Annotated in this window: 26 protein-coding genes; 20 read left to right on the top strand and 6 right to left on the bottom strand. The window is 52.5% G+C overall.

Translation table 11 applies throughout. From position 1 onward, the window contains the following. The first annotated feature begins 47 nt into the window (after positions 1-47). Positions 48-4,868 (top strand): hypothetical protein, encoded by a 4,821-nt coding sequence (locus tag MFFC18_RS01420; protein WP_075082537.1) that lies wholly within the window; start codon positions 48-50, stop codon positions 4,866-4,868. Between the two features lie 113 nt (positions 4,869-4,981). Here the strand turns inward: MFFC18_RS01420 and MFFC18_RS01415 are convergent, their stop codons facing one another. After that, positions 4,982-5,668, bottom strand: a complete 687-nt coding sequence (locus tag MFFC18_RS01415) for a DUF6624 domain-containing protein (protein ID WP_075082538.1) — start codon at positions 5,666-5,668, stop codon at positions 4,982-4,984. 86 nt (positions 5,669-5,754) lie between these two features. Between MFFC18_RS01415 and MFFC18_RS01410 the strand changes: the two genes are divergently transcribed. From MFFC18_RS01410 to MFFC18_RS01390, 5 genes are all read left to right on the top strand, one after another. Next, positions 5,755-6,228 carry a DUF1569 domain-containing protein gene (locus MFFC18_RS01410; RefSeq protein WP_238381171.1) on the top strand — a complete coding sequence of 158 codons (474 nt, stop codon included), beginning with the start codon at positions 5,755-5,757 and terminating at the stop codon, positions 6,226-6,228. A 191-nt stretch (positions 6,229-6,419) separates the two neighbouring features. Beyond that, on the top strand, positions 6,420-7,166 hold the full coding sequence (locus MFFC18_RS01405; RefSeq protein WP_202907495.1) for a VIT1/CCC1 transporter family protein: 747 nt from the start codon (positions 6,420-6,422) through the stop codon (positions 7,164-7,166). Positions 7,167-7,206: 40 nt separating this feature from the next. Then, positions 7,207-7,611: a hypothetical protein gene (locus MFFC18_RS01400; RefSeq protein ID WP_148618584.1), complete on the top strand. Its 405-nt coding sequence runs from the start codon at positions 7,207-7,209 to the stop codon at positions 7,609-7,611. Positions 7,612-7,633: 22 nt separating this feature from the next. After that, positions 7,634-8,608, top strand: coding sequence for a universal stress protein (locus MFFC18_RS01395; protein ID WP_075082541.1), 975 nt, complete (start codon positions 7,634-7,636; stop codon positions 8,606-8,608). Between the two features lie 51 nt (positions 8,609-8,659). Beyond that, positions 8,660-9,106 (top strand): universal stress protein, encoded by a 447-nt coding sequence (locus tag MFFC18_RS01390; RefSeq protein WP_075082542.1) that lies wholly within the window; start codon positions 8,660-8,662, stop codon positions 9,104-9,106. Positions 9,107-9,197: 91 nt separating this feature from the next. Here the strand turns inward: MFFC18_RS01390 and MFFC18_RS01385 are convergent, their stop codons facing one another. Continuing rightward, the gene (locus MFFC18_RS01385; protein WP_075082543.1) at positions 9,198-9,707 is read right to left on the bottom strand and encodes a CBS domain-containing protein; all 510 of its coding nucleotides are present in this window, start codon (positions 9,705-9,707) and stop codon (positions 9,198-9,200) included. 327 nt (positions 9,708-10,034) lie between these two features. Between MFFC18_RS01385 and MFFC18_RS01380 the strand changes: the two genes are divergently transcribed. From MFFC18_RS01380 to MFFC18_RS01360, 6 genes are read left to right on the top strand one after another with little or no spacing between them, the layout of a single operon-like run. Then, positions 10,035-10,985, top strand: coding sequence for a beta/alpha barrel domain-containing protein (locus tag MFFC18_RS01380; protein ID WP_075082544.1), 951 nt, complete (start codon positions 10,035-10,037; stop codon positions 10,983-10,985). A gap of 48 nt (positions 10,986-11,033) precedes the next feature. Then, positions 11,034-11,153 carry a peroxiredoxin family protein gene (locus tag MFFC18_RS25395; protein WP_244949106.1) on the top strand — a complete coding sequence of 40 codons (120 nt, stop codon included), beginning with the start codon at positions 11,034-11,036 and terminating at the stop codon, positions 11,151-11,153. An 18-nt stretch (positions 11,154-11,171) separates the two neighbouring features. Continuing rightward, entirely contained in the window at positions 11,172-11,570 is a 399-nt protein-coding gene (locus MFFC18_RS01375) for an AhpC/TSA family protein (RefSeq protein WP_075082545.1), read from the top strand. Further along, positions 11,567-12,286, top strand: coding sequence for an ABC transporter ATP-binding protein (locus MFFC18_RS01370; protein ID WP_075082546.1), 720 nt, complete (start codon positions 11,567-11,569; stop codon positions 12,284-12,286). The genes MFFC18_RS01375 and MFFC18_RS01370 overlap by 4 nt, the downstream gene beginning before the upstream one ends. Before the next feature lie 10 nt (positions 12,287-12,296). Then, entirely contained in the window at positions 12,297-14,660 is a 2,364-nt protein-coding gene (locus MFFC18_RS01365; RefSeq protein ID WP_075082547.1) for an ABC transporter permease, read from the top strand. 41 nt (positions 14,661-14,701) lie between these two features. Beyond that, complete coding sequence (locus MFFC18_RS01360) at positions 14,702-15,916, top strand: efflux RND transporter periplasmic adaptor subunit (protein WP_075082548.1); 1,215 nt, start codon at positions 14,702-14,704, stop codon at positions 15,914-15,916. Between the two features lie 34 nt (positions 15,917-15,950). On the opposite strand, the gene MFFC18_RS01355 is transcribed toward MFFC18_RS01360, so the two are convergent. Together MFFC18_RS01355 and MFFC18_RS01350 are read right to left on the bottom strand one after the other, a co-directional pair. Continuing rightward, positions 15,951-17,480 carry a bifunctional aminoglycoside phosphotransferase/ATP-binding protein gene (locus tag MFFC18_RS01355; protein ID WP_157665042.1) on the bottom strand — a complete coding sequence of 510 codons (1,530 nt, stop codon included), beginning with the start codon at positions 17,478-17,480 and terminating at the stop codon, positions 15,951-15,953. A 74-nt stretch (positions 17,481-17,554) separates the two neighbouring features. Continuing rightward, positions 17,555-18,013: a CBS domain-containing protein gene (locus tag MFFC18_RS01350; RefSeq protein WP_162273904.1), complete on the bottom strand. Its 459-nt coding sequence runs from the start codon at positions 18,011-18,013 to the stop codon at positions 17,555-17,557. Between the two features lie 305 nt (positions 18,014-18,318). Between MFFC18_RS01350 and MFFC18_RS01345 the strand changes: the two genes are divergently transcribed. Both MFFC18_RS01345 and MFFC18_RS01340 read left to right on the top strand, forming a co-directional pair. Beyond that, entirely contained in the window at positions 18,319-18,867 is a 549-nt protein-coding gene (locus tag MFFC18_RS01345) for a flavodoxin domain-containing protein (protein ID WP_075082551.1), read from the top strand. Positions 18,868-19,047: 180 nt separating this feature from the next. Beyond that, complete coding sequence (locus MFFC18_RS01340; protein WP_075082684.1) at positions 19,048-21,483, top strand: endonuclease/exonuclease/phosphatase family protein; 2,436 nt, start codon at positions 19,048-19,050, stop codon at positions 21,481-21,483. A gap of 69 nt (positions 21,484-21,552) precedes the next feature. Here MFFC18_RS01340 and MFFC18_RS01335 read toward each other — a convergent pair whose 3' ends face one another. Then, entirely contained in the window at positions 21,553-21,858 is a 306-nt protein-coding gene (locus MFFC18_RS01335) for a DUF4404 family protein (protein WP_157665043.1), read from the bottom strand. Positions 21,859-21,922: 64 nt separating this feature from the next. Then, on the bottom strand, positions 21,923-22,390 hold the full coding sequence (locus MFFC18_RS01330) for a universal stress protein (protein WP_157665044.1): 468 nt from the start codon (positions 22,388-22,390) through the stop codon (positions 21,923-21,925). Between the two features lie 230 nt (positions 22,391-22,620). On the opposite strand from MFFC18_RS01330, the gene MFFC18_RS01325 reads away from it, so the two are divergent. The 6 genes from MFFC18_RS01325 to MFFC18_RS01300 all read left to right on the top strand — a co-directional run bounded on the left by MFFC18_RS01325 (position 22,621) and on the right by MFFC18_RS01300 (position 26,735). After that, positions 22,621-23,622: a potassium channel family protein gene (locus MFFC18_RS01325; RefSeq protein ID WP_075082554.1), complete on the top strand. Its 1,002-nt coding sequence runs from the start codon at positions 22,621-22,623 to the stop codon at positions 23,620-23,622. A 171-nt stretch (positions 23,623-23,793) separates the two neighbouring features. Further along, on the top strand, positions 23,794-24,003 hold the full coding sequence (locus tag MFFC18_RS01320; protein ID WP_148618582.1) for a hypothetical protein: 210 nt from the start codon (positions 23,794-23,796) through the stop codon (positions 24,001-24,003). A 38-nt stretch (positions 24,004-24,041) separates the two neighbouring features. Beyond that, positions 24,042-24,446 (top strand): HPF/RaiA family ribosome-associated protein, encoded by a 405-nt coding sequence (locus MFFC18_RS01315; protein ID WP_075082556.1) that lies wholly within the window; start codon positions 24,042-24,044, stop codon positions 24,444-24,446. 40 nt (positions 24,447-24,486) lie between these two features. Continuing rightward, positions 24,487-24,918 (top strand): CBS domain-containing protein, encoded by a 432-nt coding sequence (locus tag MFFC18_RS01310; protein WP_084416822.1) that lies wholly within the window; start codon positions 24,487-24,489, stop codon positions 24,916-24,918. A 220-nt stretch (positions 24,919-25,138) separates the two neighbouring features. After that, a complete protein-coding gene (locus MFFC18_RS01305) occupies positions 25,139-25,822 on the top strand; it encodes a peroxiredoxin (protein ID WP_075082557.1) in 684 nt (227 codons plus the stop codon). A gap of 175 nt (positions 25,823-25,997) precedes the next feature. Continuing rightward, positions 25,998-26,735, top strand: a complete 738-nt coding sequence (locus MFFC18_RS01300) for a hypothetical protein (RefSeq protein ID WP_075082558.1) — start codon at positions 25,998-26,000, stop codon at positions 26,733-26,735. Positions 26,736-26,758: the final 23 nt, after the last annotated feature.

The following is a 26,758-nucleotide window of genomic DNA, read 5'->3' as shown; positions in this document are numbered from 1 at the left end:
TGGAGCTACGACCACGTGTTGCAACAGGCCCGATTTGAGATTTCCCAATGAGCTTTCTTTCACGAACACGTTCCGTCTTTTTGATCGCCGCGATTGCGACTCTGTCCAGTTCTCATGAGCTCAGTGCTCAGGTTGCCGTGATGCGAGTTTCGCCATCGCAACCGATCGCTGTTCAGGCTGGTACGCAAACCGCTGTGGCGCAATCGGCATCGGCGACGGCTTCCACAACAGCGGCTTCAAACGGCGCCGAAGGTGAGGCCGCGGAACCGGAAAAGTCTTTCGACGAAAGACGCCTGGAAGCATTGCTCGCAGCGAAAATCGATCGCTCGTTGCCAACCGTGCTCAAAGCGTGGAGCACCAAAGAAGAGCCTGAAGAGGAAACCGAAAAAGCGAAGCAGAAAGACAAACCAGTAACGGCCAAAGTCGCCAACCTGTTCGAAGATTTTGTCGTTCTTGAATTCGATAAAAAGCCTGCGTTCAAAAAAGACGAGACCCTCGAAGTTCACTCGGACGAGCAGCTTGTCGGCACGGTGACAATTCTTTCGGTCGATGAGCTGAGAATTTCCGGCAAGTTTGCGGTAACGGATAAGCCGGATGAAGAAGCTGCGGAGCCAAAGAAAGACGATGCCGAAGCATCGCCTGCCGAAAACGCAGAGCCCGCTGCTGCCGATGATGATGCTGAGGAAAAGGAAAGCGTCGAAACAAAGGACAGCACCGAGAAAGCTGAATCAGAAACTGAAAGCGAAGCAACGGAAGATGACGCCACTGAGCAAGCATCCGATGCGGAAGAAGCGGAAGGAACAACATCAGTTCCTGCCGACGCTCCTGCCAAACCGTGGGAGTCTCTGGCTACCGATGCGACCGTTACAGTTAAAAAACCTGACGATGGAAGCGCGAAAAAAGCTCTCGAAGAAGCCCAGATCAAAGCCGAAGTCGCCCAGTGGTCGAAACTGGTCACGCTGGGAGAGTGGGGTGAGCTCAAGTCCTATCTGGCCACACTCAAGGAAGACGACGCAGACAAACTTTACGGACACTTGCTAACGAAACTTGCTGCCGTGCCCGGAGCCAGCGAAGAACCAAACAGAAACTCACGTAACGACCGCGAGAAACCGCTCAGCAATTTCCTCAGCCCGGAAGACATCCTTCGGATCACCGATGCGGCACCCAAACCGTGGAAGGTCTCGGTTACCGGAAACAAAAAATTCAAAGGGCTCGGCATGCAACTGGCCGGAAAATGGGAAGGCAAGATCACTCTTGACGACCCTTCGATTCCCGCCGGTGTCGCCATGCCAGAGATCACCGTCACTCTGGAATTAAAGCTGGACGGAACAGTCGTTACGGGCGACATGTCCGTGTCGACGGCGGGGCAGGAACAGGAGATCAGTTTCGAACGCGGCGAGTTTGATTCCGAATCGGGTTCGCTTACGTTCAGCGCAACCGCGGAAGGCAGTACCATGACCGCCGATCTGACGGTGAAAGATGGCACCATGACGGGATCTCTTTCGGCCGACGAAGGCGGCCCGACAATGCACTTCGAAGGCGAACTGGTCGAACCGGCCGAGCAACCGGAATCGGGCGATGGATCGGAAGAGGTTGCCGAAGACGACGCGTCGAGCGAAGTGCAGCTGCCGCCAGGCGTTGAGCTTCCGCCCGGAATGAGCCTGGACGATTTGCCTCCGGAAGTTCGCGAACAGTTGATGCAAGGCGTTGCAGCATCCGGCGGTGAAGCAAAGAAGAAAGCTTCGGCCAGCGGGAAGTCTCACGTCCCAACGTTGGCTCGCATCCTTCGCAAGTCAAAGCAGGATGGATTCGATTTTTCGTCGTACATCGAGACGATCAAAAAAGGTGCTTCTGGAATTGGCGGCGCGGAAAAAGAACAAAAGCTGATCGCCGCTGACCTGTTCCTGAAGGCCGGCATGACTGAAGAAGTCGAATCGTTCCTCCCCGCGCTCGAATCCGCGATCGAAGAACAGGATGTCGTTTCATTGAAGATGTGGTCGCAACTGGCACTGAACCAATACCGCTCGAAACAGGTCGCAGAATGGCTGACCCGTGCGTGGGAATCCAACATGGCGCTTTCCACGATCGAAAAATCCGGCCAGCAAGAAAAAGACGCGGCGATGGTGAACCTGATCGAACTGTCATCGAAAATCGATCGCGAAATCGGAGAGAAGTGGCTTGATGAGAGCTTCACGGACTCGCCAGAACGCGGCATGAAGATTCTGACGAATCTAGGAACCAAGTCATCGACGATGGCTCGGCAAGCGGCTTTGATCGGAGAAGACGAGCGGCTCAAACTGCTTCGACTGCAAAACGGCGCGGTCGAAAAGCTGTTGAAGATTTCGCCCGAGTTGGCTGACGAATGGGCCGACGCGTTGACATTGTTGGCCGACACGTGGCTCAAGGAGGCCGACATCGCGGTCCAGTACGGTTCTTCGAATAGCGGCGGCGGATATTGGAATTACGACCAGTATGGAAACTCCTATTGGGTTGGCGACGGTCAGTACGCGCGGCGATATGGACGCAACGATCAACCGCAACCAATTCGCATCGGCGATGTGCTGGAGATTGCTCCCAGCGAAGCGTGGCGGAAACGCGTTCGGCCAACGCTCAAGACGCAGATGCAACGCCTTTTCGCCAGCATGCATTTGCACGTCAATGAAGAGGACAAAGCATTCCCGTGGATCGAAAAAGTCGCCACACAAAATCCAAAAGTCGCCAAAACGCTGGTCGAAGAGTTTCTGAAAATCTGGACCAAAAACCACAACCCCAACGATGACAAGCAACAACGAAATCCTTACGTCTATTTCTACGGTTTCGATCAAAAGGCCGACGCGATTCCACTGACTCGTTCCAAGCAACAACGCAATCTTGAAGAGCTTCAGGGTTGGGTGGATCGCATTCGATCGATGAATCTGGAGGAACTTGATGAGAAACTTCTGGCCGACGCGTTCACGACTTGCCACAGCAGCGCCGAAGTTTATGACCTCGATCGCGTAAAAAGCGTCTTTGGGGACCTCGGCAATCTCAAGCCAAAAACCATTGCGGCGATCTGCGAGAAAATGCGAGCCAACCTCGGATCCAACTGGCGGGACATTCGCAACCAGGAAGAAAAGAAGACCAACCGGCGTGCGCCGGAAGTTCAACAGGAAGTGCTGCGTGGCTATCGCGTGGCCAGTGCGTTGGCTAAAGAAGCTCTCAAGACTTCGCCTGAGAATTGGCAACTGCATCTGGCGCTGGCCTGTTTGATGTTCGACGAAAATGCTTACTCGCAAACCGTCCAAAAAAGCAGCGAGTTTTCCGACCGACGAGATGGTGCGTTCGAACAGTTCAAAGTCGCAGCCGAAAAATACGGGGCCAAAGTGGTGGAACTGGAGAAGAAAGACCAGACAACAGAAGCCTACGACCGCTGGTTCTACGCGGCTCTCGGGGCGACGGACTTGGGCAAAATCACCAACAAGACTTCGCCGGTACCCAAACAGTACACGCTGATCCGTAACGCGATCAAAGCCCTGCCGGGAACGCTGGGCGAAGCTCACATGGCCAAGTTCGCCAACAACATGTTCACGCGCATGAGCCCGATCAAGCCGGAGATCAAGTTCCGTTATCTCCGCGGCGGTTTCGCGATCGTCGAAGACCATCCACGAGCCTGGGAAGCGCGTGGGCTTTATGAGTACTACGGCGACCTGGTCAGTGAACTGAAACTTGTCGCCGAACTCGACGGCGATCACGAAATTGGCCATGACGAACCGTTTGGGTTGTACGTGAATCTGCTGCACACGCAGGAGATCGAACGTGAGTCCGGTGGATTTGGCAAGTACGTGCAGAATCAGAACAGCATGATGTACGCCTACAACTACGGTCGACCGACCGAGGATTATCGAGACAAGTTTTCCGACGCAGTGAATCAGGCGTTGGAAGAGCATTTCGAGATCCAGAGCATCACGTTCCAAAGCCCGGAAGGGATGCAGTCCCGACCAACAGGGAAGGAAGGCTGGCGGGTGACGCCCTACGCCTATGTGTTGCTCAAGGCACGCGGCAGCGAAGTGGATCGAATCGCGTCACTGAAACTGGACATGGACTTTCTAGACACATCGGGCTACGTCGTGATTCCGATTGAGTCGCCTGCGGTGGTCGTGGATGCGGGTAAGTCCAGCAATCGTCCCGTCAGCGATCTGCAAGTCACTCAAACTCTGGACGAACGCCAGGCTGCTGAAGGAAAACTGATCGTTGAAGTTACAGCGACCGCGAAAGGCCTGGTTCCGCCACTGGAAGACATCGTCAATCTCGATCGCGAACAGTTCGAAGTCGTCAGCGTCGATGATCAGGGCGTTTTGCCAGCCCGTTTTGACAAAGACAGCGACAAGATTCAGATCGTTTCGGAGCGAACCTGGTCGGTCGAGTACCGGACCAAAGAGGACCAGTCGGACGTTGCCGAGTTTTCCTTTGGCGACGCCAAAACCGAGGACGCGGTGCTCAAGTACCAGCGTTACGATGATGTTGATCTGGTGGACTCGGAACAGAATGTATCTCTGGAGCGACGCTATTCGAATCCCGGTTGGTCATTTCTGTACTGGCTGGTTCCAGTCATCGCAGTTCTTTTGCTTGTAACTTCGGCGCTGCTGTTTGTTTTCAGTCGCCCGAAAGTCGAAAAAGTTTCCCAGTTCGAGATGCCAGAAGACATCAATCCGTTCACGGTTTTAACATTGCTTCGCGACATTCGTCAGCGTAACGGAATCGCGACGGACAAAGCCGTGGAGTTGGAAGACTCTATTCAACAAGTCGAGCGTTCGTGGTTCGGCAAGGACTCTCACAGCGACGCCAATCTGGAAGAACTGGCCCGTACCTGGCTGGAACAGACCAGCTAGACCGGATGAAAGAGGTCAATTTTTACAGCGATTTTCGAGTCTGTTGCGGAAACGGTTTATTGAACTAAAAATCGCAGGCTGCTGAACCGAAATCGTGCCGTCCACAGTGAATCCTATTCCGTTTCATAGAGCTTTGGCTCTGTCACACCTCGCTCGGAATAGAACTGTTTATTCATCTCGAAGTGCATCTGGGTCATCTCGTTCAAATAGATCTCAAGCGGCTCAAGACCGATTTCTTTCCTCCTTGCATTGACCCCAATTCTATCCGCCAGATTTTTGGGATACGCCTGACAGGTGTCATGATCGAAATCAACCTGAGTGCCGTAGATTTGCGATTCTCCAGTGTTCAATTTCACCCGGTCGACCAGAAGCCCGTACTCTTTGGAATCTGCATTTCCCCTGTCCACCTCAACTTTCATCTTCTTCAGAACCTCGTTTTGAAATTTTGAATCATGGTCAGAATGCTGAACGATTATCCAGAAGTCCGACGACCCTGCTTCTCCCGCCAAATCAAAACCTACAAATCCGAAGTCGTGAAATATTTCTTCCGCTCGTTTTTGATGAGCTCGATAGGTTTTATCCTTGAACGCTTCCCATTCCTCCAGCGTCAAATCCGAATACGATTCAGGTGGATACGCATTCGAAGCCACAAGCTGGTCCACGACCTTCATTTCTGAAAGTTCATCAGCCAGAGCTTGATTGAATTCAATCTTTGCATCCGCAGAGACACGTTCGTCCGGTAATTGCGGACAACCGACCAGAAGAGAGCCGACCAGAAGTATTCCAAAGATGCGATTCATTGTTCAGTATCTATTCAGATTAAAGATTCGGTTCAGTCTGGAGCGACAAACCATTTATACACCTTTATCCATACCCCGGGACAGTCGTGAGACGGAGCTTGCACCTGGTAAAACTTGCTGACACGGTCGCCGAAAGCAAACGGTTGCTGCAATCGGGTTACCAAAAAAACGGCAACTGGTCGCTAGGGCAGATTTGTCGACATTTACGGTTAACTATTGACGCAAACGTAAACGGCTATCCGAAGTGGATGTCGCTTGCTCTTCCTATCCGTCCCGTGATGCGTTGGCTACTGCTGCCGCGACTGCTGCGGGGAGACTCTCCTTCCGGAATTAAAACGGCGTCGATTTTTGTCCCGCAAAATGATCTCAACGACGCTGCCGAAGTTGAGTTGTTCGCCACCAGCGTGGCCAACTTTCTGAACCACGACGGTCGTCTGTTTCCACATCCGGGGTTTGGCAGACTTTCCAAATCCCAGTTTGAACATTTCCACGCTGCACACGCGTCTCACCATCTGAGCTTTCTTTCGGATGTCGATCAGGACGTGAAACGTGCCGATTAGTCGCTGAACAAAGAGTGAACGTTGAGAGAGACGCAGCGAATCAGCGCTTTGCATTTTCGGCCGGCGGGCGAAATCGCTCACCACGATCGTGCGTTTTGCCAAACCGCGTGTACAACTCTGGAATCTACTGAGATTCCGGCAGCCAAGACGAGCAAAACAGATTGGCATGCCGGTTGCGAGTTATGGAAAGCATGAACATGCCTCTCGAACACGATCACGATCCTGCCTCCATCGCCAAGCGTTTATCCGGGACTTCCAAACACAGCTATTTGCGCGACTTTGTTTACGGAGCCATTGACGGCACAGTCACCACCTTCGCTGTCGTCACCAGCGTCGCCGGCGCCGGACTACCACCCCAAGTCGTCGTGGTTCTCGGTATGGCCAACCTGTTAGGCGATGGATTCAGCATGGCCGCGAGCAATTTTCTGGGCACGCGCACCGATCAGCAGTTGCTGGAAAAGGCCCGTGCGATGGAAGCTCGGCACATCAAACTGGTTCCGGAAGGCGAACGTGAAGAGATCCGACAAATCTTCGCCGCCAAAGGCTTCGATGGCGAAGTCCTCGAACGCGTCGTCGAAGTCATCACGTCTGACGAGAACCAGTGGATCAACACGATGCTGGTTGACGAATTGGGCATGTCTCTCGAAAGCCCATCCGCGCTGAAGGCTGCCCTGACAACATTCTTCGCATTCTTCATCGTAGGGCTACTGCCGTTGATTGCGTTTATGTTCGGGTTGGTGGTGCCGACTGAATCGCTGTGGACCTATTCCGTCAGTCTCGTACTGACCGCGTTCGCATTCTTTTTTGTGGGAGCCGCCAAATCCGTTTTCGTCGAACAGAAATGGTACTGGTCTGGTCTGGAAACGTTATTGCTTGGTGGAATCGCTGCGTTGCTGGCGTTTCTCGTCAGCTGGTTTCTTCGCGGCGTCATCTCATAAGAACCCTGAATCAAATGTCAAAGTTAAAAAGGAATGAATGATGAAATACAAACTGCTTCTCGTTTCGCTGACCGTGGTTCTAGGTGTGACAGCCGGGTTGTTCGCCATGCAGGACCAAACGACAGAGAGATCCTCTTCGAAGTTCATGCGGAAGAAACTGGACTACATGAGCGACATCATCGAAGGCCTGGCCGTAGAAGACTTCTCTCAGATCTCACAAGCCGCCGATCGCCTGACGTTGCTCAGCCATGAAGCTGACTGGAACATCGTCACCAACCAGTCGTATCTCGATTCCAGCGACCTGTTTCGGCAGTCGGTCCAGCGACTTCGTGACGAAAGCAAAAAAGAGAATCTCGACGGCGCGACAATTGCACACTTTGAGGTAACGCTTAACTGTGTGCGGTGTCACCGCAGCGTTCGGCAATCGCATAAACTGGAAAAGTAGCCCACGCTTGAAGGAGCTGATAATGTCATCGAAGAAAAGAATCCTGTTTCCCGTCGACCTTTCGGACAACAGCCTTGAATCGCTGAACTTTGCGACCCGATTGGCAATGGATGAAGATGCATCCATCTGTTTTCTGTACGTCGAACCAACGCTGTTGGCAGTAGACGGAATGTATCCAGCCGAGGAGATGGCTCGACAACTCGAGGCCGACCTGGAACGACTGAAGAACATCAAACCGACGGACGAGTCTGTCGAATTTGAACACAAGTCGATCGAAGGGAACCCTGGCCCACGCATCGTACATGCAACCAAGGATGCGGACCTGTGCATCATGAGCACTCACGGACGCAGCGGCATTTTCCGTTTCCTGATGGGAAGCGTCGCCGAATACGTGCTGCGTCACGCCAAGTGCCCCGTCATCCTGGTCAAGGGATTCAAATCTGGCGAAACGACCGAATCGAAAACGGATGATGGCTCGGAAACGGTTGCCAACTCTGACGACGAATCACGAGTCATGGCTATCCCGGTGACAGATGGAAACTTCGTTACCGAGGTCATGCATCAGGTTTCCCCAGCAAACGGTGATGACTCTATCGAAGCCGTTCTTCGGCAACTAAAGAAAGCGGGCGAGACGGGCGTGCCCGTTGTCGACTGCGAGAATAAGTGCGTTGGAATTTTAACTACCACTGATATCGAGACGTTCCAGAATCTCAAACGTCGCTATGAGTCCGGAGACCAGTCCGTTATCAGTGAAATGTTCGAAGCAGACGAATTCGGGCAATTCCGCTGTGGAAATATTGACTTTGGCAACGTCGAACGGCACATGACCAGCGAAGTGATTTCGGTACGCAATAATGAGTCCATTGAAGCTGCAAGAAAACAGTTTGCCGCTAACCCGGACATTCACCACCTGTTGGTCCTAGACGAAGACGATCATCCCGTTGGCATCATCGATGCCGCGGATATGCCGAAGGCGACACAAGCAAACCAGAACTAGATCAACCTGTTGACAACAAACCATTTACATCGATTCGAATTGGAAACTGCAATGAATAAGTACCTGAACAAATCCGTGATCGTCCCTTGGGACTTTTCAGAAATGTCAATTGCGGCGCTAAAGTCGACCCTGGAAATGGTTGACTCACCAGATAAAATTGTGGTTGTGCATGTGACGCCTTATCCGACAACGTCCGATCCGGCTGTTATCTGGGGGACGCTCACTGAGGAATCCGTCACAAAGAATCTTCGCAAGTCTTTTGATGAAGCCTGCAGAGCCCATGATTTGCCAGAAGGGTTGCTGTTCAAGGCCGTATTTGGGGATCCGGGCAGCGAGATTGCAGACCTTGCCAAGGAATCTGACGCTGGACTTGTCGTGATTTCTTCTCACGGCCGTTCCGGTCTGACACGAATGTTACTTGGCTCCGTTGCTGAACGAGTCGTTCGTTTGTCTCCGTGTCCCGTGCTGGTTTTACGAAAAGACGAGAGCGAAGCCTGAACCGTTCAAAAACTCAAACAGTAAATTTGCGAATTTCGCGATCCTCGACGGGTCGCGTTTTTTTGTGAACCTGTGCTGGCAAGATTCGCGTTCAATTCGAACGCAACGAACTGGGCGAGCGGCATACGGGTTCATCGATCAGCACGCCCAACAAATCAAGGGACGACATTAGCCCCACCGGTTTCTGGTGAACATCCAGCACGACGACATGATGAATGTGCTTTCGACACATGTTGCGAGCCACCTGATCGAGACAGTCGTCGATACCGATTTGCTCATGAAGTTTGCTCATGTGAAATCCGACTTCGTCAAACAGGAATCCCGGCAATCGAAACATGCTCTGTTCCCAACAGTCGCCAAGATCTTGGTTTGAGTCGCTGCTGCGAACTTCCTCCATGGTCTTCTTTCGAGATTCGTATTCGACGAGGTCGTGGCTGGTGATAATCCCGACACATCGCCCCTCTGAATCAACAACAGGTGCAGCGTTGATATCTCTTTCATCGAAAACAGTAGAGACCTTTTCCAATTTGTCTGCTTCATTGATGACGATGATTTCCGTCGCCATCACATCGCCCACCTTGACTTCTGTCAGTTTTGCCATTGGTCTAACTCCATTGGATTACTTTGCATGGTTGATTCGCCCGTGATCGCGAATGAAACGTGTGCAAACAGAAGGCCGACCATGAAACGCGACTTCAACAGCGGGTAGTTGTGCGAGACGGCACGGTCGGCGCTGCACAATCCAGAGGATTGGGCCATTCCGCACACCGTGCAACTGAAGTATCACATCCGCGTCAGAATGAAAGGTGATTGACCAACCAATGCGATTCGGCATGGCGATTGCTTTGTATTGAATTGGCTGACTGGTCCGGCTGGCCGATCTGATCGCTGACTTCACTGACCTATCAATCCAACAAATCGAGCAACTATGTCTATCGACCTAACAACTCGTCTGGGAACGCTGGAACTTCAGTCTCCGATCATCGTCGGCTCGTGCCCTATGACGACGGAAGAGCCGCTGAGGATTTCGATGATCGACAATCATGTCGGCGCCATCGCCTTGCCATCGGTGGATCCAACACAACAGTTCGACGAAGCTGACTTCTTTCGGCAGATTGAAGACGCCGTTGCGTCGACGATCCCGACTTTCGCGAGTTTAAGAGTCCCCATTAATTCAGGCGTGGACTGGTTTGACTTGCCTGCGCGTCTTGAGTCGGCGGGAATCTCCGCGATCGAAATCAGTATCGAGCGCCGCGGACTTTCAGGTGTTACCGACCCGCGAGAGATTGAAGACGGCCTCGTGGACGCGATTCGAAACGCTGACGAACAAACGGAACTGCCGATCTTCGTGAAACTGACTTCGAACTTTACCAGCATCAGCCATCTGGCAAAACGGCTGCGGCCTTTTGCGGAAGGTTTGATCATGTTCGGCAAGCCGCCTGTCGTCGACATCGCACTCGACAGCCTGAGCCTGTCAACCAAATGGGGACTGTCCCCGCCAGGTTCGGTTGTCAGTAGCCTTGAATCGATCTTGCGATCAAGAAACGAGTATCCTGACATGCCGTTGATTGCATGCGGCGGAATCGGTTCCTGTGAGGATTTCATCAAAGCCATCGTTGTTGGTGCCGACGCAGTGATGGTAACGTCGACTCTGTATCACAACGGCGTCGGAACAATCGGCGTGCTGAAGGACGGACTGACGAAATACATGAGTGACCGTGGAGTGTCTGATATTTCGTCTCTTCAATCGCTCTGTCCACCGTACTCAGAAAGTTCGCTTGCCGGCCTCGACAGGTTCGCAGCTGATCCAGTTGTGGAAAAGCCAAAAGGCCAACTTGCTTCCAGCGTTCATGGCGATCGATTCGGACATCCGCAATAGGTCGGGTGAATCGTGGTGACCTTGATGCCTTATCAGTTGAGTGAAACGATGCTTATCGGAAAAAGAGCCGTGCCGTTCGGGCTGCCGGATTTGTCTGGCAAGATCCATCAGCTCAGTTCCAGCGAGGGAAGATGGTTGCTGCTGGTGTTTCATCGACATCTTGGCTGACTGGCCTGCAGATCATATGTGTCGCAGTTGCGGCAAAAGCAAAACCGATTCTCCGAACTGAACATTGAAATCAAACTGGTTGTTTTCGACAATGACTTTATGGCCGTAGCCTACGCTCAATCGACTGACTTGAATTGGCCCATGCTCCTCGACCAAAAGCGGACGTTGTACCGCGAGTATGGTATGGAGCGAGGTTCCTGGTGGCGCATTCTCAACCCGATCTCGGTCCTGAAATACATACTTCAAATTTGCAGAGGCAGCCTGCCAGGCCGACCCGGTGAAGACTGGCGACAACTTGGCGGCGACGTCCTGATCGACCCCAGCGGGATCGTTCGCGTGCATCACATCAGCCGAACCCCCCATGATCATCCTTCGACCGAAGACATTTTTCAGATTGTTGAAGGAAGGTCTGAGTGAACGTGATAAAAACTGGATCCGTGTTTCGGACCAAAGGTGTGACCAAGGTCTACGAAATGGGCGACGTGAAAGTTCACGCTTTACGAGGCATCGACCTGGAACTTGTTGAGGGCGAGTTCATTGTCCTGTTGGGTGCATCGGGAAGCGGGAAGTCCACGCTGCTGAATATTCTGGGAGGTCTCGACACGCCAACAGCGGGCTCCGTTTTCTACCAGGACCAGGAACTCACAGCCAGCAGCCCGGCGGCGTTGACACAGTTTCGTCGCAAGCACGTCGGTTTTGTGTTTCAGTTCTACAATCTGATCCCCAGTCTGACAGCGCGTGAGAATGTAGAGCTGGTCACCGAGATCGCTTCCAACCCAATGGATCCGCTGGAAGCATTGGAGATGGTGAAGCTTCAGGAGCGGGCCAATCACTTTCCGGCGCAGCTTTCCGGTGGCGAACAGCAACGTGTGGCCATCGCGCGTGCAATTGCCAAACGCCCTCAAGTGCTGCTGTGCGACGAACCCACCGGCGCACTCGATGTCCAAACCGGAATCGTGGTGTTGGAGGCAATCGCACGAATCAATCGGGAGTTGGGAACCACAACCGCTGTGATTACGCACAACGCGGCGATTTCGGCGATGGCAGACCGGGTCGTTTCACTTTCTGATGGTCAGATTTCCGGCGTCAAGACAAACGCATCAAAATCAGGCGCCGCCGAGCTTTCCTGGTAGGAGTTTTGCAATGAGAAAACTCGACCAGAAGCTACTTCGCGATCTCAGCCGGATGAAAGGCCAGATCGTGGCGATCTCGCTGGTAATCGGCGCCGGGATCGCGGTGTTCACCATGGCAATGTGTGCTTACGCGACGCTGAAAGACGGGCAGGAGAATTTCTATCGCAACTTTCGATTTGCGGATGTTTTTGCGAGCACGCGTCGTTGTCCGGCCTCTGTCGAACAACGAATCAATGAGATCGAAGGAGTCTCGGAAGTGGAAACCCGTTTGGTCCACCAGGTGTTGCTGGACGTTCCCGACATGGTCGAGCCGGCAACGGCACGGCTGATTTCGATTCCAGATCGCGGGCAAAGCAAACTCAACCAGGTCTATATTCGCCGCGGCCGAATGCCGGAACCGGATCGCGATGGAGAAGTCGTCGTTTCCGAGATGTTTGCCGAGGTCCACCAGTTCGTTCCCGGCGATACGGTGCAAGCCATCATTAACGGCAAACTGCAGCGCCTGAAGATCGTCGGCATCGCGCTTTGCCCGGAGTACATCATTCAGATTCAAAGCGGATCGATGCTGCCGGACAAAAAACGATTCGGCATCTTTTGGATGAACGAACGTGAACTTGAAGCCGCATTTGATATGTCGGGAGCATTCAACAGCGTTTCATTGAAACTTGCATGGAATTCAGATAGCAATGAAGTCATCGACCGACTGGACCAGATTCTGGAACCTTTCGGAAGCACCGGAGCCTACGACCGGGATGACAACGTTTCGCACCGTTTCGTCGACGACGAACTAATGCAACTGAGGACCATGGCAACGGTCGCCCCGCTGATTTTTCTGTCAGTTGCTGCGTTTCTGTTGAACATTGTGATTACCAGAATCATAACGCAACAACGTGAACAGATCGCGGCACTCAAAGCGTTCGGCTATTCCAATTTTGAAGTGGGGATGCATTACCTGAATCTCGTGCTGATCATCTCCATTGGCGGCATGTTAATCGGCACGTTCTTTGGCTATTGGATGGCTACGAAACTGACCGGGCTGTATCACGAATTCTACAAATTTCCCACGCTGGCGACTCAGGTCAATCGTAGCGCGGTCGCGATGGCACTGTTGCTGACGACAACGATTTCGGTCGTTGGTACCTGGCTGGCTGTGGGAAAAGCGATCAAACTTCCTCCTGCCGAAGCCATGCGTCCCGAACCACCAGCGGACTTTCGTCCAACACGCCTGGACAAACTGATTCCGCTTCATTTGCTTCCTGCGGCAATGCGAATGGTGTTTCGCAACGTGAGAAGAAAGCCAATCAAATCGCTGGCTTCCGTGTTCGGCATCGCCATGTCGGTGGCCGTGCTGATCGTTGGCGCATTCTCTGGCGATTCGCTCGACTATCTACTGGATCTTAACTTCCGCAAGGCGCAGCGACAGGATTTGACGGTCGGGTTTGTGGAACCGGCAACCGAGTCAGTCGTATTCGAACTTTCCAATCTTCCCGGAGTACAAACCAGCGAAGCCATTCGTAGCGTGCCATCGCGAATTCGGTTCGGACATCGATCGAGACGGATTGGCCTTACGGGTCTTGAACTGAATCCGCAACTTTTTCGCTTGCTGGACAGCGACGAAGATCCGGTGCGAATTCCAGAATACGGGGTCATGCTCAACAGTCAACTTGCGTCCACACTAGGTTGTGGTTTGGGCGACTCGGTGACTGTAGAAGTGCTCGAAGACGAACGTCCGACGCTGGATCTCGAAGTCACCGCTGTGGTTGACGAGTTCGGCGGCATGAACGCGTACATGTCCAAACATCGACTGCACCGGGCTCTCAAAGAGTCATCCGTTGCCTCGGGTGCGTTTTTGAAAGTCGATCCGAATTTTGAGGACGACATCTATCAGGAACTTCGTTCGCGACCGGGCGTGGGGAACGTTTCGATCAAGGACGCCACGATTGAAAGTTTTACGGAAACAATCGCGGACAACATGTTGATCATGCGAACGTTCAATATCATGTTTGCCGTGATCATTGCAATTGGAGTCGTTTACAACAGCGCTCGCATCTCACTTTCGGAACAGAAACGCGATCTTTCAACGATGCGTGTGATCGGATTCACTCGCGCTGAAGTTTCTACGGTACTGCTGGGCGAAATTGGCCTGTTCACGGCTTTGGCGCTGCCTCTGGGTTGTCTGATTGGCATGGGATTGGCGTGGATTCTGATTCAGGGGCTTTCGACAGAGAGCTTTCGAATTCCATTTGTGATCGGCAGTTCCACTTATGCTTTCGCTTGCATGGTTGTTGCCGGATCGGCTGTAATTTCCGGTTGGATCGTGCAGCGACGAATCGCTACGCTGGACCTTGTGTCCGCACTCAAGACAAGAGAATAGACACCGAACTTTCATATTTGTATTCCGTTGGACGTGAAGCAATGAAGTTTTCAATTCAATCCATCATCTGGACCGTCGTTTTCGTCGCAGCGATTATCGTTGCGGTGATGGCCTTCCGTCAAAATCCGGTAACGGTAGAAACAGCCATTGTCGCGCGGGCGGATTTGCAAATTACTGTGCAGGAGGATGGTAAAACCCGGATCCGTGAGAAGTACATTGTGTCGACGCCCGTTGCTGGCCGTCTGTCGCGAATCGATCTGGAACCCGGCGATGAAATTTGTGGCGAACGGGAACGGGTAGCAGTTATCCTGCCGGCCGAACCGGCGATGCTGGATGCCCGCGCAAAAGCGCAGGCGGAGTCGCGGTTGGATCAGGCGAAAGCCAGCCTCAAGCGGGCCGAAGTGACGATGCAGCAGGCCGAAGTCAGCTACGATCTGGCGAGCACCAAACTGGAACGTGCCGAGAAATTAAAACGGTCGCAGGCGATCTCGGACGACGAGTACGACATCGCCCGTTCGGAATACCTTGCCCAGTCTCACGGTAAACGTGCGGCTGCTTTTGATCGCGACATTGCAGAATATGAACGCAAGACAGCCGAAGCGGCGTTGCTGCAGTACACGGAAGAAGATCAACTTTCTGGCAAACCTTTTGAACTTTTCGCTCCCGTTTGCGGTCGCGTATTGCGAGTATTTGAGGAGAGCGCTTCGACAGTGGGCGTCGGGACTCCGCTGATTGAACTTGGGGATCCGCGGAATCTTGAGATGGTGATCGACGTCCTGTCCACCGATGCAGTCCGGATTCGCCCGGGCTCACAGTTGGTCGTCAATCACTGGGGTGGCGACCAGCCTTTGATGGGAACCGTTCGCGTGGTCGAGCCCGCGGCGTTTACCAAAGTTTCATCGCTGGGGGTCGAAGAGCAACGCGTAAACATCGTCGCGGACTTCGATGAAACCGCCGAGGGGCGATTCGAGCTTGGAGACGGATTTCGCGTTGAAGCGGAGATTACTGTGGCTCATTTACCGAACGCGTTGCAGATCCCGAACAGTTCCCTGTTTCGACACCAGCGAAAGTGGCATGTGTTCATCGTCAAAGATGACTATGCGATCCTGACCCAAGTCGAAATCGGTGCCCAGAATGAAACTCACACCGAAGTCAAATCCGGGCTGGAACCGGGAGACGTGGTGGTTCTCTACCCGGACGATGCAATCGAAAACGAATCGCGAGTCATCGTCGCAGGTGCGTCAGGCGTGGAATAGTCCTGCGCTGATGTAACCGGTGTCGCTGCAAACGTCACGGACGGACGAAAGTCAATTCTTCAACCGTCAGCGGGTCGTGCAATTGCAATTGCTTTCGCAGAACGTTGACGTCGGCCTCCGATGGATCATTCTTTCTGGACCTTAGCCGACTGCAGAGTTCATTAAAATCGGCCTCGCAATGAATGATTTCAAACGGAACATTTTGCTCCAATGCAAGCTCGCGAAATGGTCGGCGGCGATCGGCTTTGAGAAACGTTGCGTCGATAATAACGGGCAATCGGGCTGCGATCGCGTCTCTCGCAAACTCAACAAGGCTCGTGTAGATCCAGTTGCTCATCTCTGCCGAATACTTATCCTGCACTTTGAACTGCGCCGCGAATTTGTTGCGTAGGACGTCTGACCGAATCCGAATCCCGCCTTCGTTGTCAATAACTTCCAACGCTACAGTCGATTTTCCGCTGCCCGAGAATCCGTGCGTAATTGCCAGCCGTGGCGACAGTTCCGTCGCCAGATAGTTCGCGACTGCGAGATACTTGTCCCACGGCCCGGCGCAAGGATCATCAGGGTTGCTCGCTGGAGCATACTCCTGTCGGCGCGACTCGGAATGATTGCCAGGATTGAGCCACGCAACTTTGGCTCTAACCATGGCACGATAGACCAGATAGTAGAGCAGTACGTCAAGATCGGCGTATTCTCCGGTTGCTTCAAGGTATGCGTTGAGTAGCCGCCAGGCGAGATCGCGACGATCACGGGCAAACAGATCCATCACCGGAAATGCAACTTCGCTTAACACGTCGACGCATTGAAACTGTTCGTTGAATTCAATGCCGTCGAATGCCAGCAACTGACCATCGAGCTGGATTATGTTCTTCAGATGCAGGTCGCCATGGCAGCGTTTCACTTTGCCATCATGCAAACGGCGTTCAAACTTTTCACGAAGCTGGTTTCCTTTCGTTGAAGTCCATTTTTCCAGACGTTTCAAAGTTTCGAATCTTGGATTCTCCGACAAAGGGTCCAGCAGGACATGAAAATTGTCCGCCGCGTCGTCGAGAATCTGTTGTGTCTGAACGAATGATTGCGTTGGAATCACAGACTCAATTCTGCCGTGAAAGTCAGCGAGATACCTCGCGAACTGCTCGAAAGATTTCTTTGTCAAACCTGGATCATCAAGGCGACTGGCGACGATTGCCGATTGCGGGAACTGTTTCATCTTCACGGCGTAGTCGATGATCTCACCTTCGACTTCATCAAGCGAAAAATCGCCAATCAGCGTTCGATCTCCACTGCGAATCACGGGTACGACGCCGAGGTACAGATCAGCAGCGAATCGTCGGTTGAGCTCGACTTCCCGTTCGCAAAACTGTTTGCGCCGCTGCAAAGTGGTGTAGTCCACGAACCCGAAATTGACGGGTTTCTTGATCTTGTAGGCATAGTCTCCCGTGAGGACCACCCACGAGATGTGAGTCTCCAACACCGTCCGCTCGGTAACCGGATGCGGGTAACAAAACGATTCGACCAATCGCCCGGACACCATGTTCAAATCTTTCTGGGGTGCGTCTTTCACGATCATATCTTTACCTGAGCAGTGGCCTGCATGTGATTTTTTTGGCAGATACTGGAAACCTATTGGCTTGTCGTTCAGCAAACTTCGCGTTCTGCGATCCAGCCCATCAAATCGAAGCTTGACACGATCCCCCGAATCGACCCGTCCTCAGCAACGACAGGTAAGTGATGAATCTCGTGTCGCTTCATAATTTTACAGGCTGTCGTGATCGAAGTTTGTGGCGTCACTTTCGCCACGTCATGCGACATAACCTCTCTTACCGTTTTGTTGGCACAGGTTTCCACGAATGCCAAAGGAAGTCCTGCGTCGATGTTGCTATCTATTTCTTTGTCTTCGGCAAACAGCGTTTCAGTCAGGTCGGATCGCGACAGAATTCCAACACACTTCTCTTCTGAATTGATTACAGGAATCGCGTTGAACCGGTCTTCCACCATCAACCTCAGCGCATCTGAAAGCGGCGCGTCGAAGCCAATTGTTTGAACATGCGCTGACATGATGGAATCGACGGTGTCTGATTTCTGGCTTGTGGTCATGGTAGGTCCCTTTGTTGAATTGCGTCTGACAGGAACGGGAACAAGTCTCACTACGGATCGCATTCGCGCGAACGCCGATCGGACTTGTATTCGCTTCGCTGGAAAAAAGCAAACTCAATGCCAACCTCTGACTTACGACAATTTACAAGCAAACGACACGAATCTGGTTCTTTTGAAAGTTGCAATCGTGCGAAAAGGCACGATTCGATGCGCATTACCGGGCATTCACTGCTGGCACGGACTTTGCTTTTAGCTGCTCGGGACTGATACAATCCAAACTAAACCTGTGTTCGTGGGAGAAAATCATGAGTACGCTCATCATCTATTCATCGAAGTACGGTCAAACAGAAAAAATTGCCTGGCGGATCGCGAAAGCCATTGGACACGAAAGGGATTCGGTCAAAGTGATGAACGCTCGCGACGCGTTGGACTTGGAGTCCTTGTCCGCATTTGATCACATCATTCTTGGCAGCCCAATCTACGCGCATCGGCACTCGAAACAGATTGCGAAATTCATTAAGCGGTTTCGCGATTCTCTCGAAACTATGGATACAGCCTTCTTTTCAGTGAGTGCCTCTGCCGCCGGGGGCGAGGAACAGAAAGCAGATGCAACCACGTGCATGGACAAGTTTCTGAGTATAGCCGGATTTGAGCCCACTCGAAAAACGATCTTTGCCGGCGGTTTGCCATACCGACGATACAATTGGTTGACGCGGATGGTGATGAAATGGATCGCCGGTCGAGCAGGCGGTGACACTGACACCTCGCAGAATTACGAGTACACGGACTGGGATCATGTCGAAAGTTTTGCGCTTCGTTGCCTTGGAGCGGCCGAGCACGGCGAGGCCGCCTGATCGCAACGTCCCATAACATGATGATCCCTCCGCAGTCACAACCGGGCAAACAGCCCTGCCGATAAAGTCTGTCAGACACGAGTTGCTTTTGAATACGCCCGAACATTGCTGTGCCGTTTTAATCGTCCCGGATTTGGAGCGTGGAATGTTGAATCCAAATCTGAAACTGATGACCACATCATGAAAGATCCAATTCGCGTCACCACCGCGACGAAACTCCTTAAGTCAGTACGACGTTTTTTTGCGAGGAGCGAGTGGGTCGTCTGGCTACTTGGTTTACAACGGACAGACGCAGGTTCCGCGGAACCGGGGCTGATACTGATCCAGATCGACGGGCTTTCCCAACCAGAACTTGAGCAGGCGATCGAGCGCGGCCGGATGCCATTCGTCAAATCATTGTTGGACCGGGAAAACTATGTAACTCATACGATGTATTCCGGTTTGCCATCGAGCACACCTGCCGTCCAGGCCGAACTGCATTACGGCATTGAAACGGTCGTTCCCGCCTTTGGCTTCCGCGATCACCGCAACGGCCAACTGGTGCGAATGTTTGCCAACGATATCGCCAGAGACATCGAAGAAACGATGCAAAAGCAAACCACTGGCTTGCTCGCCGGCGGTGCTTCCTATGCAAATATTTACAGCGGTGGGGCCGAGGAATCTCACTTTTGCGCAACCAGTTTTGGTTGGAATGAGTTTCTCAACACCGTCAATCCGCTCAAGATTTTGCTTGTGATGCTGCTGAACTTTTGGATGTTCGTGCGCGTCGCTGCGTTGATGGTAGTTGAGTTTTTTCTTGCCAGCTACGATTTCGTCGCCGGCCTGTTTTCAGGCAAACAGTTCTGGCAGGAACTGATCATGATTCCGGCGCGCGTGGTCGTCGTCGTACTATTGCGTGAACTGGTCACAATTGGCACCTGTTACGACGCGTCGAGAGGATTGCCAGTCATCCATCTGAATATGCTGGGGTATGACGAACAGGCTCATCGTCGCGGACCACATTCTGCGTTTGCCCGCTGGACACTGAAGGGCATCGATCGAGCCATCAAACGGATCTGGAACACTGCACATCTCGGCGCCGGTCGAGAGTATGACGTTTGGGTTTTCTCTGATCACGGACAAGAAGAAACGGAGCCTTATGAACTGTTGCATGGCAAGCGAATTCAACAGGTGGTGGCCGAAACCGTCGAGTCCATGTTTAGCGACCAGCCAATTCCGGATTCGCCAATCGAACGCCCAGAAGAGCATTCAAAACACAAGGACCGTTTGCCTTCGCGCGCGAACTGGGTTGGGTTGAACTGGTTGGTATCGATGCTGTTCGGCGAACAGGACCACGATATCCAAACGCGTTCGCCGCACGTTCAAACCGTGACTTCCGGGCCAATCGGGTTTGTTTATTTGCTGTCTGAATCCCCAAAACGAAACAGAGGTGAGATTGCAGAAAAGCTGGTCGCTGAACATGGTGTCCCGATGTGCACTTTTCTCAGCGACGACGATCGGGCGATTGCGATTTCCGCCAAAGGTCGCTTTGATATTGCCAGTGAATCGAACAATTTGTTTAACCACCATCCATTCGAGGTGGATGTCGCCGAGGATTTGATTCAGCTGACGCGGCACGTCGATTCGGGCGAAATCCAGTTGATTGGCTGGGATGGCCAACAAAAGACCAAAAGTTTCGTATTGCAAAACGGCGCTCATGCCGGGCCGGGCTCCGAGGAAACGCATGCGTTTGCCTTGCTGCCGACCGACACACTGCTTCCGGTGCAAAACCGGGACTATCTACGACCCAATGACTTGCGACTGGCCGGACTTCGCTTTCTCGGTAGAGACGAACATGGCGATCAGCTTTCCCGAAGAGCGAGAGACCATGGCCGGGAGATTCGTGTCCTGTCCTACAATGTTCACGCCTGTGTCGGAATGGACGGGTTGCTGTCGCCGTCGAGAATTGCACGTGTGATTGAGCAATCCGAAGCCGACATCATCTGTCTGCAGGAACTGGACGTATTTCGTAGTCGCTCTGGCAATCAGGATCAGGCCCACAAGATCGCAGAACTTCTGGAGATGTCACACCATTTTCATCCGGCGTGGAACATTGAAGAAGAACAATTTGGCAATGCGATTCTGACACGACTTCCGATGCGAGTCGTGCAGAAACAGAGTCTTCACCATCACAAAAAAGATCGTTCTCGCCGCAGCGCGATTTGGGTCGAAGTCGAGCTACCGGGTGGCACGAGCCTGCAAATTATCAACACTCATTTGAGCATTTACCCAAAAGAACAGAGAATCCAGGCCATGCAATTGCTGGACGAGTGGGTTGAGCCCGCGAAGTTGGCCGGACCGGTCGTTCTGTGCGGCGACTTGAACGCGCGCGTTGCATCGACGACTCACCGAATACTGTGCGTAAACCTGAAAGACATCGAATCCTTCGATGCCAATAGAACCCAACGCACCCTGTTCAGTCCGTTTCCGATTTCACGGGTCGACCACGGGTTTGTATCGGATCAACTTCGCTGTTCGCAAGTAAAAGTAGATCGATCACGATTGGGCCGGGTCGCATCGGATCACTTGCCGCTGGCGTTTGATCTGCACCTGACGAAGGAAGCCGACGACCGTTGAAACGAGCGCAGCCAGCTTGAAAGATCACGACGTTTCGCCTTCCGTCTGCTGCTGGTGCTTTAGTCGCAACTAGATTCCCATCATCGCAAGCAAGTCCGTCATCTGGGTCAGGAACTCGCGGACGCGAGGGTGATTCTGATCGAATTCGACGATACGCTCAACCAGCACACCGTGCTCGGCATCGATCGGATCTTCAGCATCGCCGTTCGCAGTAATCTTGACTCGGTCAATAAGCTCGCTGGCATCAGTCACCAACTGACCTAACGCGTCAACGGTTGCTTCATCCACTTCGTCGGCAGGTTTTTGGTCCAGGTTGATCGAAGAGAGCTCCTCATGAAGCTCGCGCAACCGGATTAGTAGTTCTGTTTTTTCCATCGTTGTCTCCTTTTCTCGAATTTCCTGCATTGAGCGTGCCAAGGCTCCGCACTGAGCCGAAAATTCAGCCGTCCGCTTTCTCGATTTGTTTGTCGTTTGATTCGTACCAATGGTTCGGAAGAAGAATCACGGGGCAGCTGGCACGCGTGATTACTTTTTGAGCGACCGAACCCAACACCAGTTTCTGGAGTCCAGTCCGTCCATGCGTCGACATTACAATGAACTCCGCATGAACGGATTTTGCGTACCTGGCGATCTCATCCGCTGGATCGCCAAACCTGCACTCGAACTCGGTCTCGCTGGCATGCTGAACACCGGCCTCCTTTGCAAAGTCCTCCGCGCATTTTTGTGCGGCCTCCTGCTCCGAATCGACGCCCCACTGAAATCCGATTTCGTATGGATTGGGAGCTTCGAGTACGCAGAGAACGTGAATGTCCGGATTTGCAAATTGCTGTCGTGCGTACCTCAGGGCAGCCTTCGCGTGATTCGAAAAATCCCACGGAACGACGATCGGTACGGCTGGTTCGCTCAATGAATCATCCTCAATTGTTTTATTTGACGTTGCGTTACCCATGGTGCAACTCCAATGCCATTTTTCGATGACCGAAACAAAGCCTCGCAACCGCGCGGCACGTGCGGCTACGCACGCTTTGCCCAATTTTGACCGTGATGAATGCGCGAAAATGCCCGTCTATGTAGCGGCACGAGCTTTGCAAACGGAATATAATCCACCCTCACCTCCAACAGCCTGCGCCGACCACCATGAACTCACCTCTGGCACGAATTCGAAGCGGAGCCATCGCCTTGGCCACCGTATTTGTGCTGAGCGTGATTGGGTTTCGAACCTTCGGCGGTTACAACTGGCTGGAGTCTGTCTGGATGGTCGTTATCACGATCTCCACGGTCGGCTATGGCGAATCGACCAGCGCTACGCCAGCGATGCAAGTCACCATGATCCTTGTGATCCTTCTTGGAGTCTCGGCGGCGGCATACACTTGCGGCGGCTTAATTCAACTGATGCTTGAAGGCGAAGTCGATCGCGTTCTTGGGAGAAGAAAAATGACAAAAGAGATGAGCCGACTTGAAGATCATGTCATTGTTTGCGGATTCGGAAGACTGGGGCACGACCTCGCCAATCAGCTCAAACACCGAAATCTTCCCTTCGTCGTGATCGACGTTCTGCCAGAGCGAGTCGACGCAGCGAATGAGTTGGGGTTTACCGCAATTCAGGGTGACGCGACTGCTGAAGACATTCTGCAAGAGGTGCATATCGAGAGAGCCAGAGCTCTTGCGACTGCGCTGCCATCGGATGCTGAAAATGTCTTTATCACCCTCACGGCCAGGAACCTACACCCAAACTTGCAGATCATTGCCAAATCGGAACGGGAAAGTAGCTGCCGAAAACTACGCCAGGCTGGAGCTGACAAGATCGTGATGCCGCAACGTGTTGGAGCTCAACAAATGGAGCGGATGATCTCGCGGCCAACAACCGCTGACCTTGTCGAACTCTTCGCCGAAGCTTCCCATTTGGAAATGGAATTGGATGAGTTTCGCGTTGGAGAGCACAGCCAGCTTGTCGGTTGCTCGTTGGCCGACTCCAAAATCAAGAGCGATTTCAATTTACTGGTAGTTGGAATCAAGGACGACAGCGGCGACTTTCGCTTCAACCCAAAACCCCACGAAACGATTCGCGCCGCTGACACGCTATTGCTTATCGGACAGGTCGGAGACATCAACCGAATGAAATCCGGACATCGCAGCTAAGTCGTTCGACCTCCTTCCTGAAGACCATAATTGTGCCAACACCGCCCGGCAACAATGTGCGAAGCGGCACAGAATTCCGCAGATAGCACGGCAAAATGCGTGATTTCCCAGCCTCTGGCCGATTGGCATACAGCTTGCTTTTGGTTTGTTCGTCCCAACCAGGAGGAATCCATGACGATGCTTACCATTGCTGAACCTGCCAAAATCAAGCCTGTGTACCGCGACTCAAACGTGGATCGGAAAAAGCTGTCCCGGCCCGAGCAACGTCCATGCAGTGACGATCGTGGTGACTGCTGCAAGTCAGATCGCGACGCATCATCGAAGCAGGTTCAGAAGGTTGGCAGCTGGAGAGGCTGTTTTAGCAACACGCTGGATTTTTGAATCACCATACGACACGACACCTCAGAAGAGTCAAGCCAATGAAAATCGAGATCAAAACAAAGCACATCAAAAATGAGCACATGGTCCGACCGTTCATCGAACGAAAAGTCCATTTTGCTCTGGACCGAATTGACGCCCGAATCGACAAGGTCACCGTTCGCCTTGAAGACGAGACAAAAGACTCAAACCGTTTTGATGGCGTCTGCAAGATCGAAGTCGAAGTTCACCCGCGTGGCCACATTCACGTATCCTCACACGGCGAATCGACCTATGACTGCGTGCTTCAAGCGATCCGCAAAATGGAACACGCCGTAAAGCATGAACTCGACAGGCGACAGAAATCCTCTCGCATTCGGCACCAGAAAGCCAAATGGAGCGGCATGGAAATGCTGGTCGAAGTCGAACTGCTTGAATCCATGGTTGATGCAATTAACCACAACTAGTCGACATAATGCGATGTCCTGAGAATCGAGGAACTGCATCATGATCCTGAAAGAACTATTGCGGGACAATCGAAGCGTTTACAAACTGGGTGAAGATTCCCGGATCATTGACGCCGTGGATTTGATGCGAGACAGACGAATCGGATCCGTCGTCGTTGTCGATTCATCGGGCAAGATAAGCGGAATAATTACGGATCGGGACATCGCGTTGGCGCTCGCCTACGGAGCGGCCGCCGCGAACTCGTTCCTCGCCGAAGTGATGACTCGCGATGTGTTCGTGGTCAACGAGGCGATGACGCTGTCCGAAGTCACGAAACAGTTTCGCACTTTCGAAGTCAAAAGATTGCCAGTGGTCAACGGAGACGGACATCCTGTCGGAATCGTCTCTCTGGACGACGTCATGTCGTTGCTGGCTCGTGAAATGTTCGATACCTGCCAGGCTCTTGAGCCAAAACTGGGCCACTTCGTTTAGTCTCTGGCGGGACACCCTCCTACGAAAACTTTTCCGTCACCAGAACGCATTCGCAACAAAATCGAGAAAAACTTTCCCTTTCAACAAACACATCGAAACATTCCGATACTTACATGTGTTTAATTATCAGGTCGCGGCAGTAGAGATAACGTACGACTGCTGCGGCAAGGAATAAAGACAAGTCACTATCAATTACGGTTACTTAACAGGAGCCAACCAGATGAACTTTGAAGCCGACAAAACTGCAAACGCGACTCAGTTGCCACGATTAAACGAGCCTGCCCCAAATTTTTCCGCACCGACAACTCATGGCCCGAAGAGTCTAAAAGATTACGAGGGACGATGGCTGATTCTGTTTTCGCACCCGGCTGACTTCACGCCCGTTTGCACGACGGAGTTCATTGGTTTTGCGAAAGCTTGGCCGGAATTTCAGAAGCTCAACTGCGATCTGCTGGGGCTGTCGATCGACAGTACGTTTTCTCACCTGGCGTGGGTTCGAAACATCGACGAAAACTTCGGCGTCGAAATCCCGTTTCCTGTCATCGAAGACTTGTCGATGAATGTGGCCAGCGCGTACGGAATGATTATGCCGGGCGCAAGCGACACGTCTGCGGTTCGCACGACGTTCATCATTGACCCGAAAGGAATCCTGCGAGCGATGATGTACTACCCAATGAGCAACGGGCGACAGGTCGATGAATTTTTGAGACTGTTGAAGGCAATGCAGGCGTCGGACGAACACAAAATTGCCACTCCCGAAGGTTGGAATCCGGGAGACGATGTCATCGTGCCTCCACCAAAGACAGCCAAAGAAGCGAAAGCCCGTATGGATGAAGGCTATCAATGTACTGACTGGTATTTCTGCACGAAAAGTATCAAAGCAAAGGTACCGGCTGGCGTGTGACGACTAACGTTTTAACCAATCGAAGTAGCTGCTATCGCCAGGCGTGAAACTGCGTCCTGGCGAGCACAGCTACTTTTTACACACACTGCGAACGCCTTCCTGTTAAAGATCTGAAACAATACGGCATTCCAATCGCTCTCCAGGACCTAACAACTCTTCGCCTTCAGGATATGACATGAAATTTCTCATTGTGACACTGGCAATCATTTCGCTCGCATTTGTCGGCTGCGGGGAAACGCCAAACCAAACAGAATCGACTGAACTTTCTCAAATGAACACCGTGGCTCCTGCCGAGCAGACTACCTTGGGTTGTTGTGGAAAATGCGCCGCTGAGACCGACGCTTCCGCGAAGACAGGTGGCAACGATTGCAACGCCTGTGCCGAGGGTGGCTCGAACAACTGCCAATGCGTTTCTGATGCCGAAGACGTCACCGCAGACGAGGCCTTGAACAAGCCGGAGGCGAACGAAAAGAGCTCAACGGCCGATCAATCAACAACCGCAAATGATCGCGTCAAACCGGTTCAAAACGATCGCGACGTGTTTCACTATCTGCTCGAGAATCACGACCAGATTACTCGATCGGTTACCAACATTGAAAACGGAGTCGAGACGTTGACCGAATCAGATGATCCGGCGATCGCAGCGAAGATTCAGGAACACGTTGCTGCGATGCATCATCGGATCAAAGACATTCGTCCGCTGCGGAGATGGGATGAGCTTTTTGTGAAAATCTTTGAACACGCAGACGAAATTAAAATGAAGCTAGAGAACACTGAAAAAGGAATCAAGGTCATCGAAACGAGTGAGAACGAGGACGTCGTTTCGCTGATTCAACAACACGCCAAAGTCGTCAGTGGTTTCGCCGATCATGGTTTTGGAGAAGCACGCAAGAACCATCCGGTCGCCAAGTAGACGACTATCGGGAAGAATGCTCG

Source organism: Mariniblastus fucicola (assembly GCF_008087665.1).
Taxonomy (GTDB): Bacteria; Planctomycetota; Planctomycetia; order Pirellulales; family Pirellulaceae; genus Mariniblastus; species Mariniblastus fucicola.
The sequence above is the reverse complement of the archived record's forward strand: the minus strand, read 5'-3'. Positions and strand labels throughout refer to the sequence as shown.

What these genes read in the sequence shown, in the direction of transcription:
- MFFC18_RS01420 (WP_075082537.1), top strand. Translation starts at nt 48, where the DNA reads ATGAGCTTTCTTTCACGAACACGTTCCGTCTTTTTGATCGCCGCGATT.
- MFFC18_RS01415 (WP_075082538.1), bottom strand. Translation starts at nt 5,668, where the DNA reads ATGAATCGCATCTTTGGAATACTTCTGGTCGGCTCTCTTCTGGTCGGT.
- MFFC18_RS01405 (WP_202907495.1), top strand. Translation starts at nt 6,420, where the DNA reads ATGAACATGCCTCTCGAACACGATCACGATCCTGCCTCCATCGCCAAG.
- MFFC18_RS01400 (WP_148618584.1), top strand. Translation starts at nt 7,207, where the DNA reads ATGAAATACAAACTGCTTCTCGTTTCGCTGACCGTGGTTCTAGGTGTG.
- MFFC18_RS01395 (WP_075082541.1), top strand. Translation starts at nt 7,634, where the DNA reads ATGTCATCGAAGAAAAGAATCCTGTTTCCCGTCGACCTTTCGGACAAC.
- MFFC18_RS01390 (WP_075082542.1), top strand. Translation starts at nt 8,660, where the DNA reads ATGAATAAGTACCTGAACAAATCCGTGATCGTCCCTTGGGACTTTTCA.
- MFFC18_RS01385 (WP_075082543.1), bottom strand. Translation starts at nt 9,707, where the DNA reads ATGGCAAAACTGACAGAAGTCAAGGTGGGCGATGTGATGGCGACGGAA.
- MFFC18_RS01380 (WP_075082544.1), top strand. Translation starts at nt 10,035, where the DNA reads ATGTCTATCGACCTAACAACTCGTCTGGGAACGCTGGAACTTCAGTCT.
- MFFC18_RS25395 (WP_244949106.1), top strand. Translation starts at nt 11,034, where the DNA reads ATGCTTATCGGAAAAAGAGCCGTGCCGTTCGGGCTGCCGGATTTGTCT.
- MFFC18_RS01365 (WP_075082547.1), top strand. Translation starts at nt 12,297, where the DNA reads ATGAGAAAACTCGACCAGAAGCTACTTCGCGATCTCAGCCGGATGAAA.
- MFFC18_RS01360 (WP_075082548.1), top strand. Translation starts at nt 14,702, where the DNA reads ATGAAGTTTTCAATTCAATCCATCATCTGGACCGTCGTTTTCGTCGCA.
- MFFC18_RS01350 (WP_162273904.1), bottom strand. Translation starts at nt 18,013, where the DNA reads ATGACCACAAGCCAGAAATCAGACACCGTCGATTCCATCATGTCAGCG.
- MFFC18_RS01345 (WP_075082551.1), top strand. Translation starts at nt 18,319, where the DNA reads ATGAGTACGCTCATCATCTATTCATCGAAGTACGGTCAAACAGAAAAA.
- MFFC18_RS01340 (WP_075082684.1), top strand. Translation starts at nt 19,048, where the DNA reads ATGAAAGATCCAATTCGCGTCACCACCGCGACGAAACTCCTTAAGTCA.
- MFFC18_RS01335 (WP_157665043.1), bottom strand. Translation starts at nt 21,858, where the DNA reads ATGGAAAAAACAGAACTACTAATCCGGTTGCGCGAGCTTCATGAGGAG.
- MFFC18_RS01325 (WP_075082554.1), top strand. Translation starts at nt 22,621, where the DNA reads ATGAACTCACCTCTGGCACGAATTCGAAGCGGAGCCATCGCCTTGGCC.
- MFFC18_RS01320 (WP_148618582.1), top strand. Translation starts at nt 23,794, where the DNA reads ATGACGATGCTTACCATTGCTGAACCTGCCAAAATCAAGCCTGTGTAC.
- MFFC18_RS01315 (WP_075082556.1), top strand. Translation starts at nt 24,042, where the DNA reads ATGAAAATCGAGATCAAAACAAAGCACATCAAAAATGAGCACATGGTC.
- MFFC18_RS01310 (WP_084416822.1), top strand. Translation starts at nt 24,487, where the DNA reads ATGATCCTGAAAGAACTATTGCGGGACAATCGAAGCGTTTACAAACTG.
- MFFC18_RS01305 (WP_075082557.1), top strand. Translation starts at nt 25,139, where the DNA reads ATGAACTTTGAAGCCGACAAAACTGCAAACGCGACTCAGTTGCCACGA.
- MFFC18_RS01300 (WP_075082558.1), top strand. Translation starts at nt 25,998, where the DNA reads ATGAAATTTCTCATTGTGACACTGGCAATCATTTCGCTCGCATTTGTC.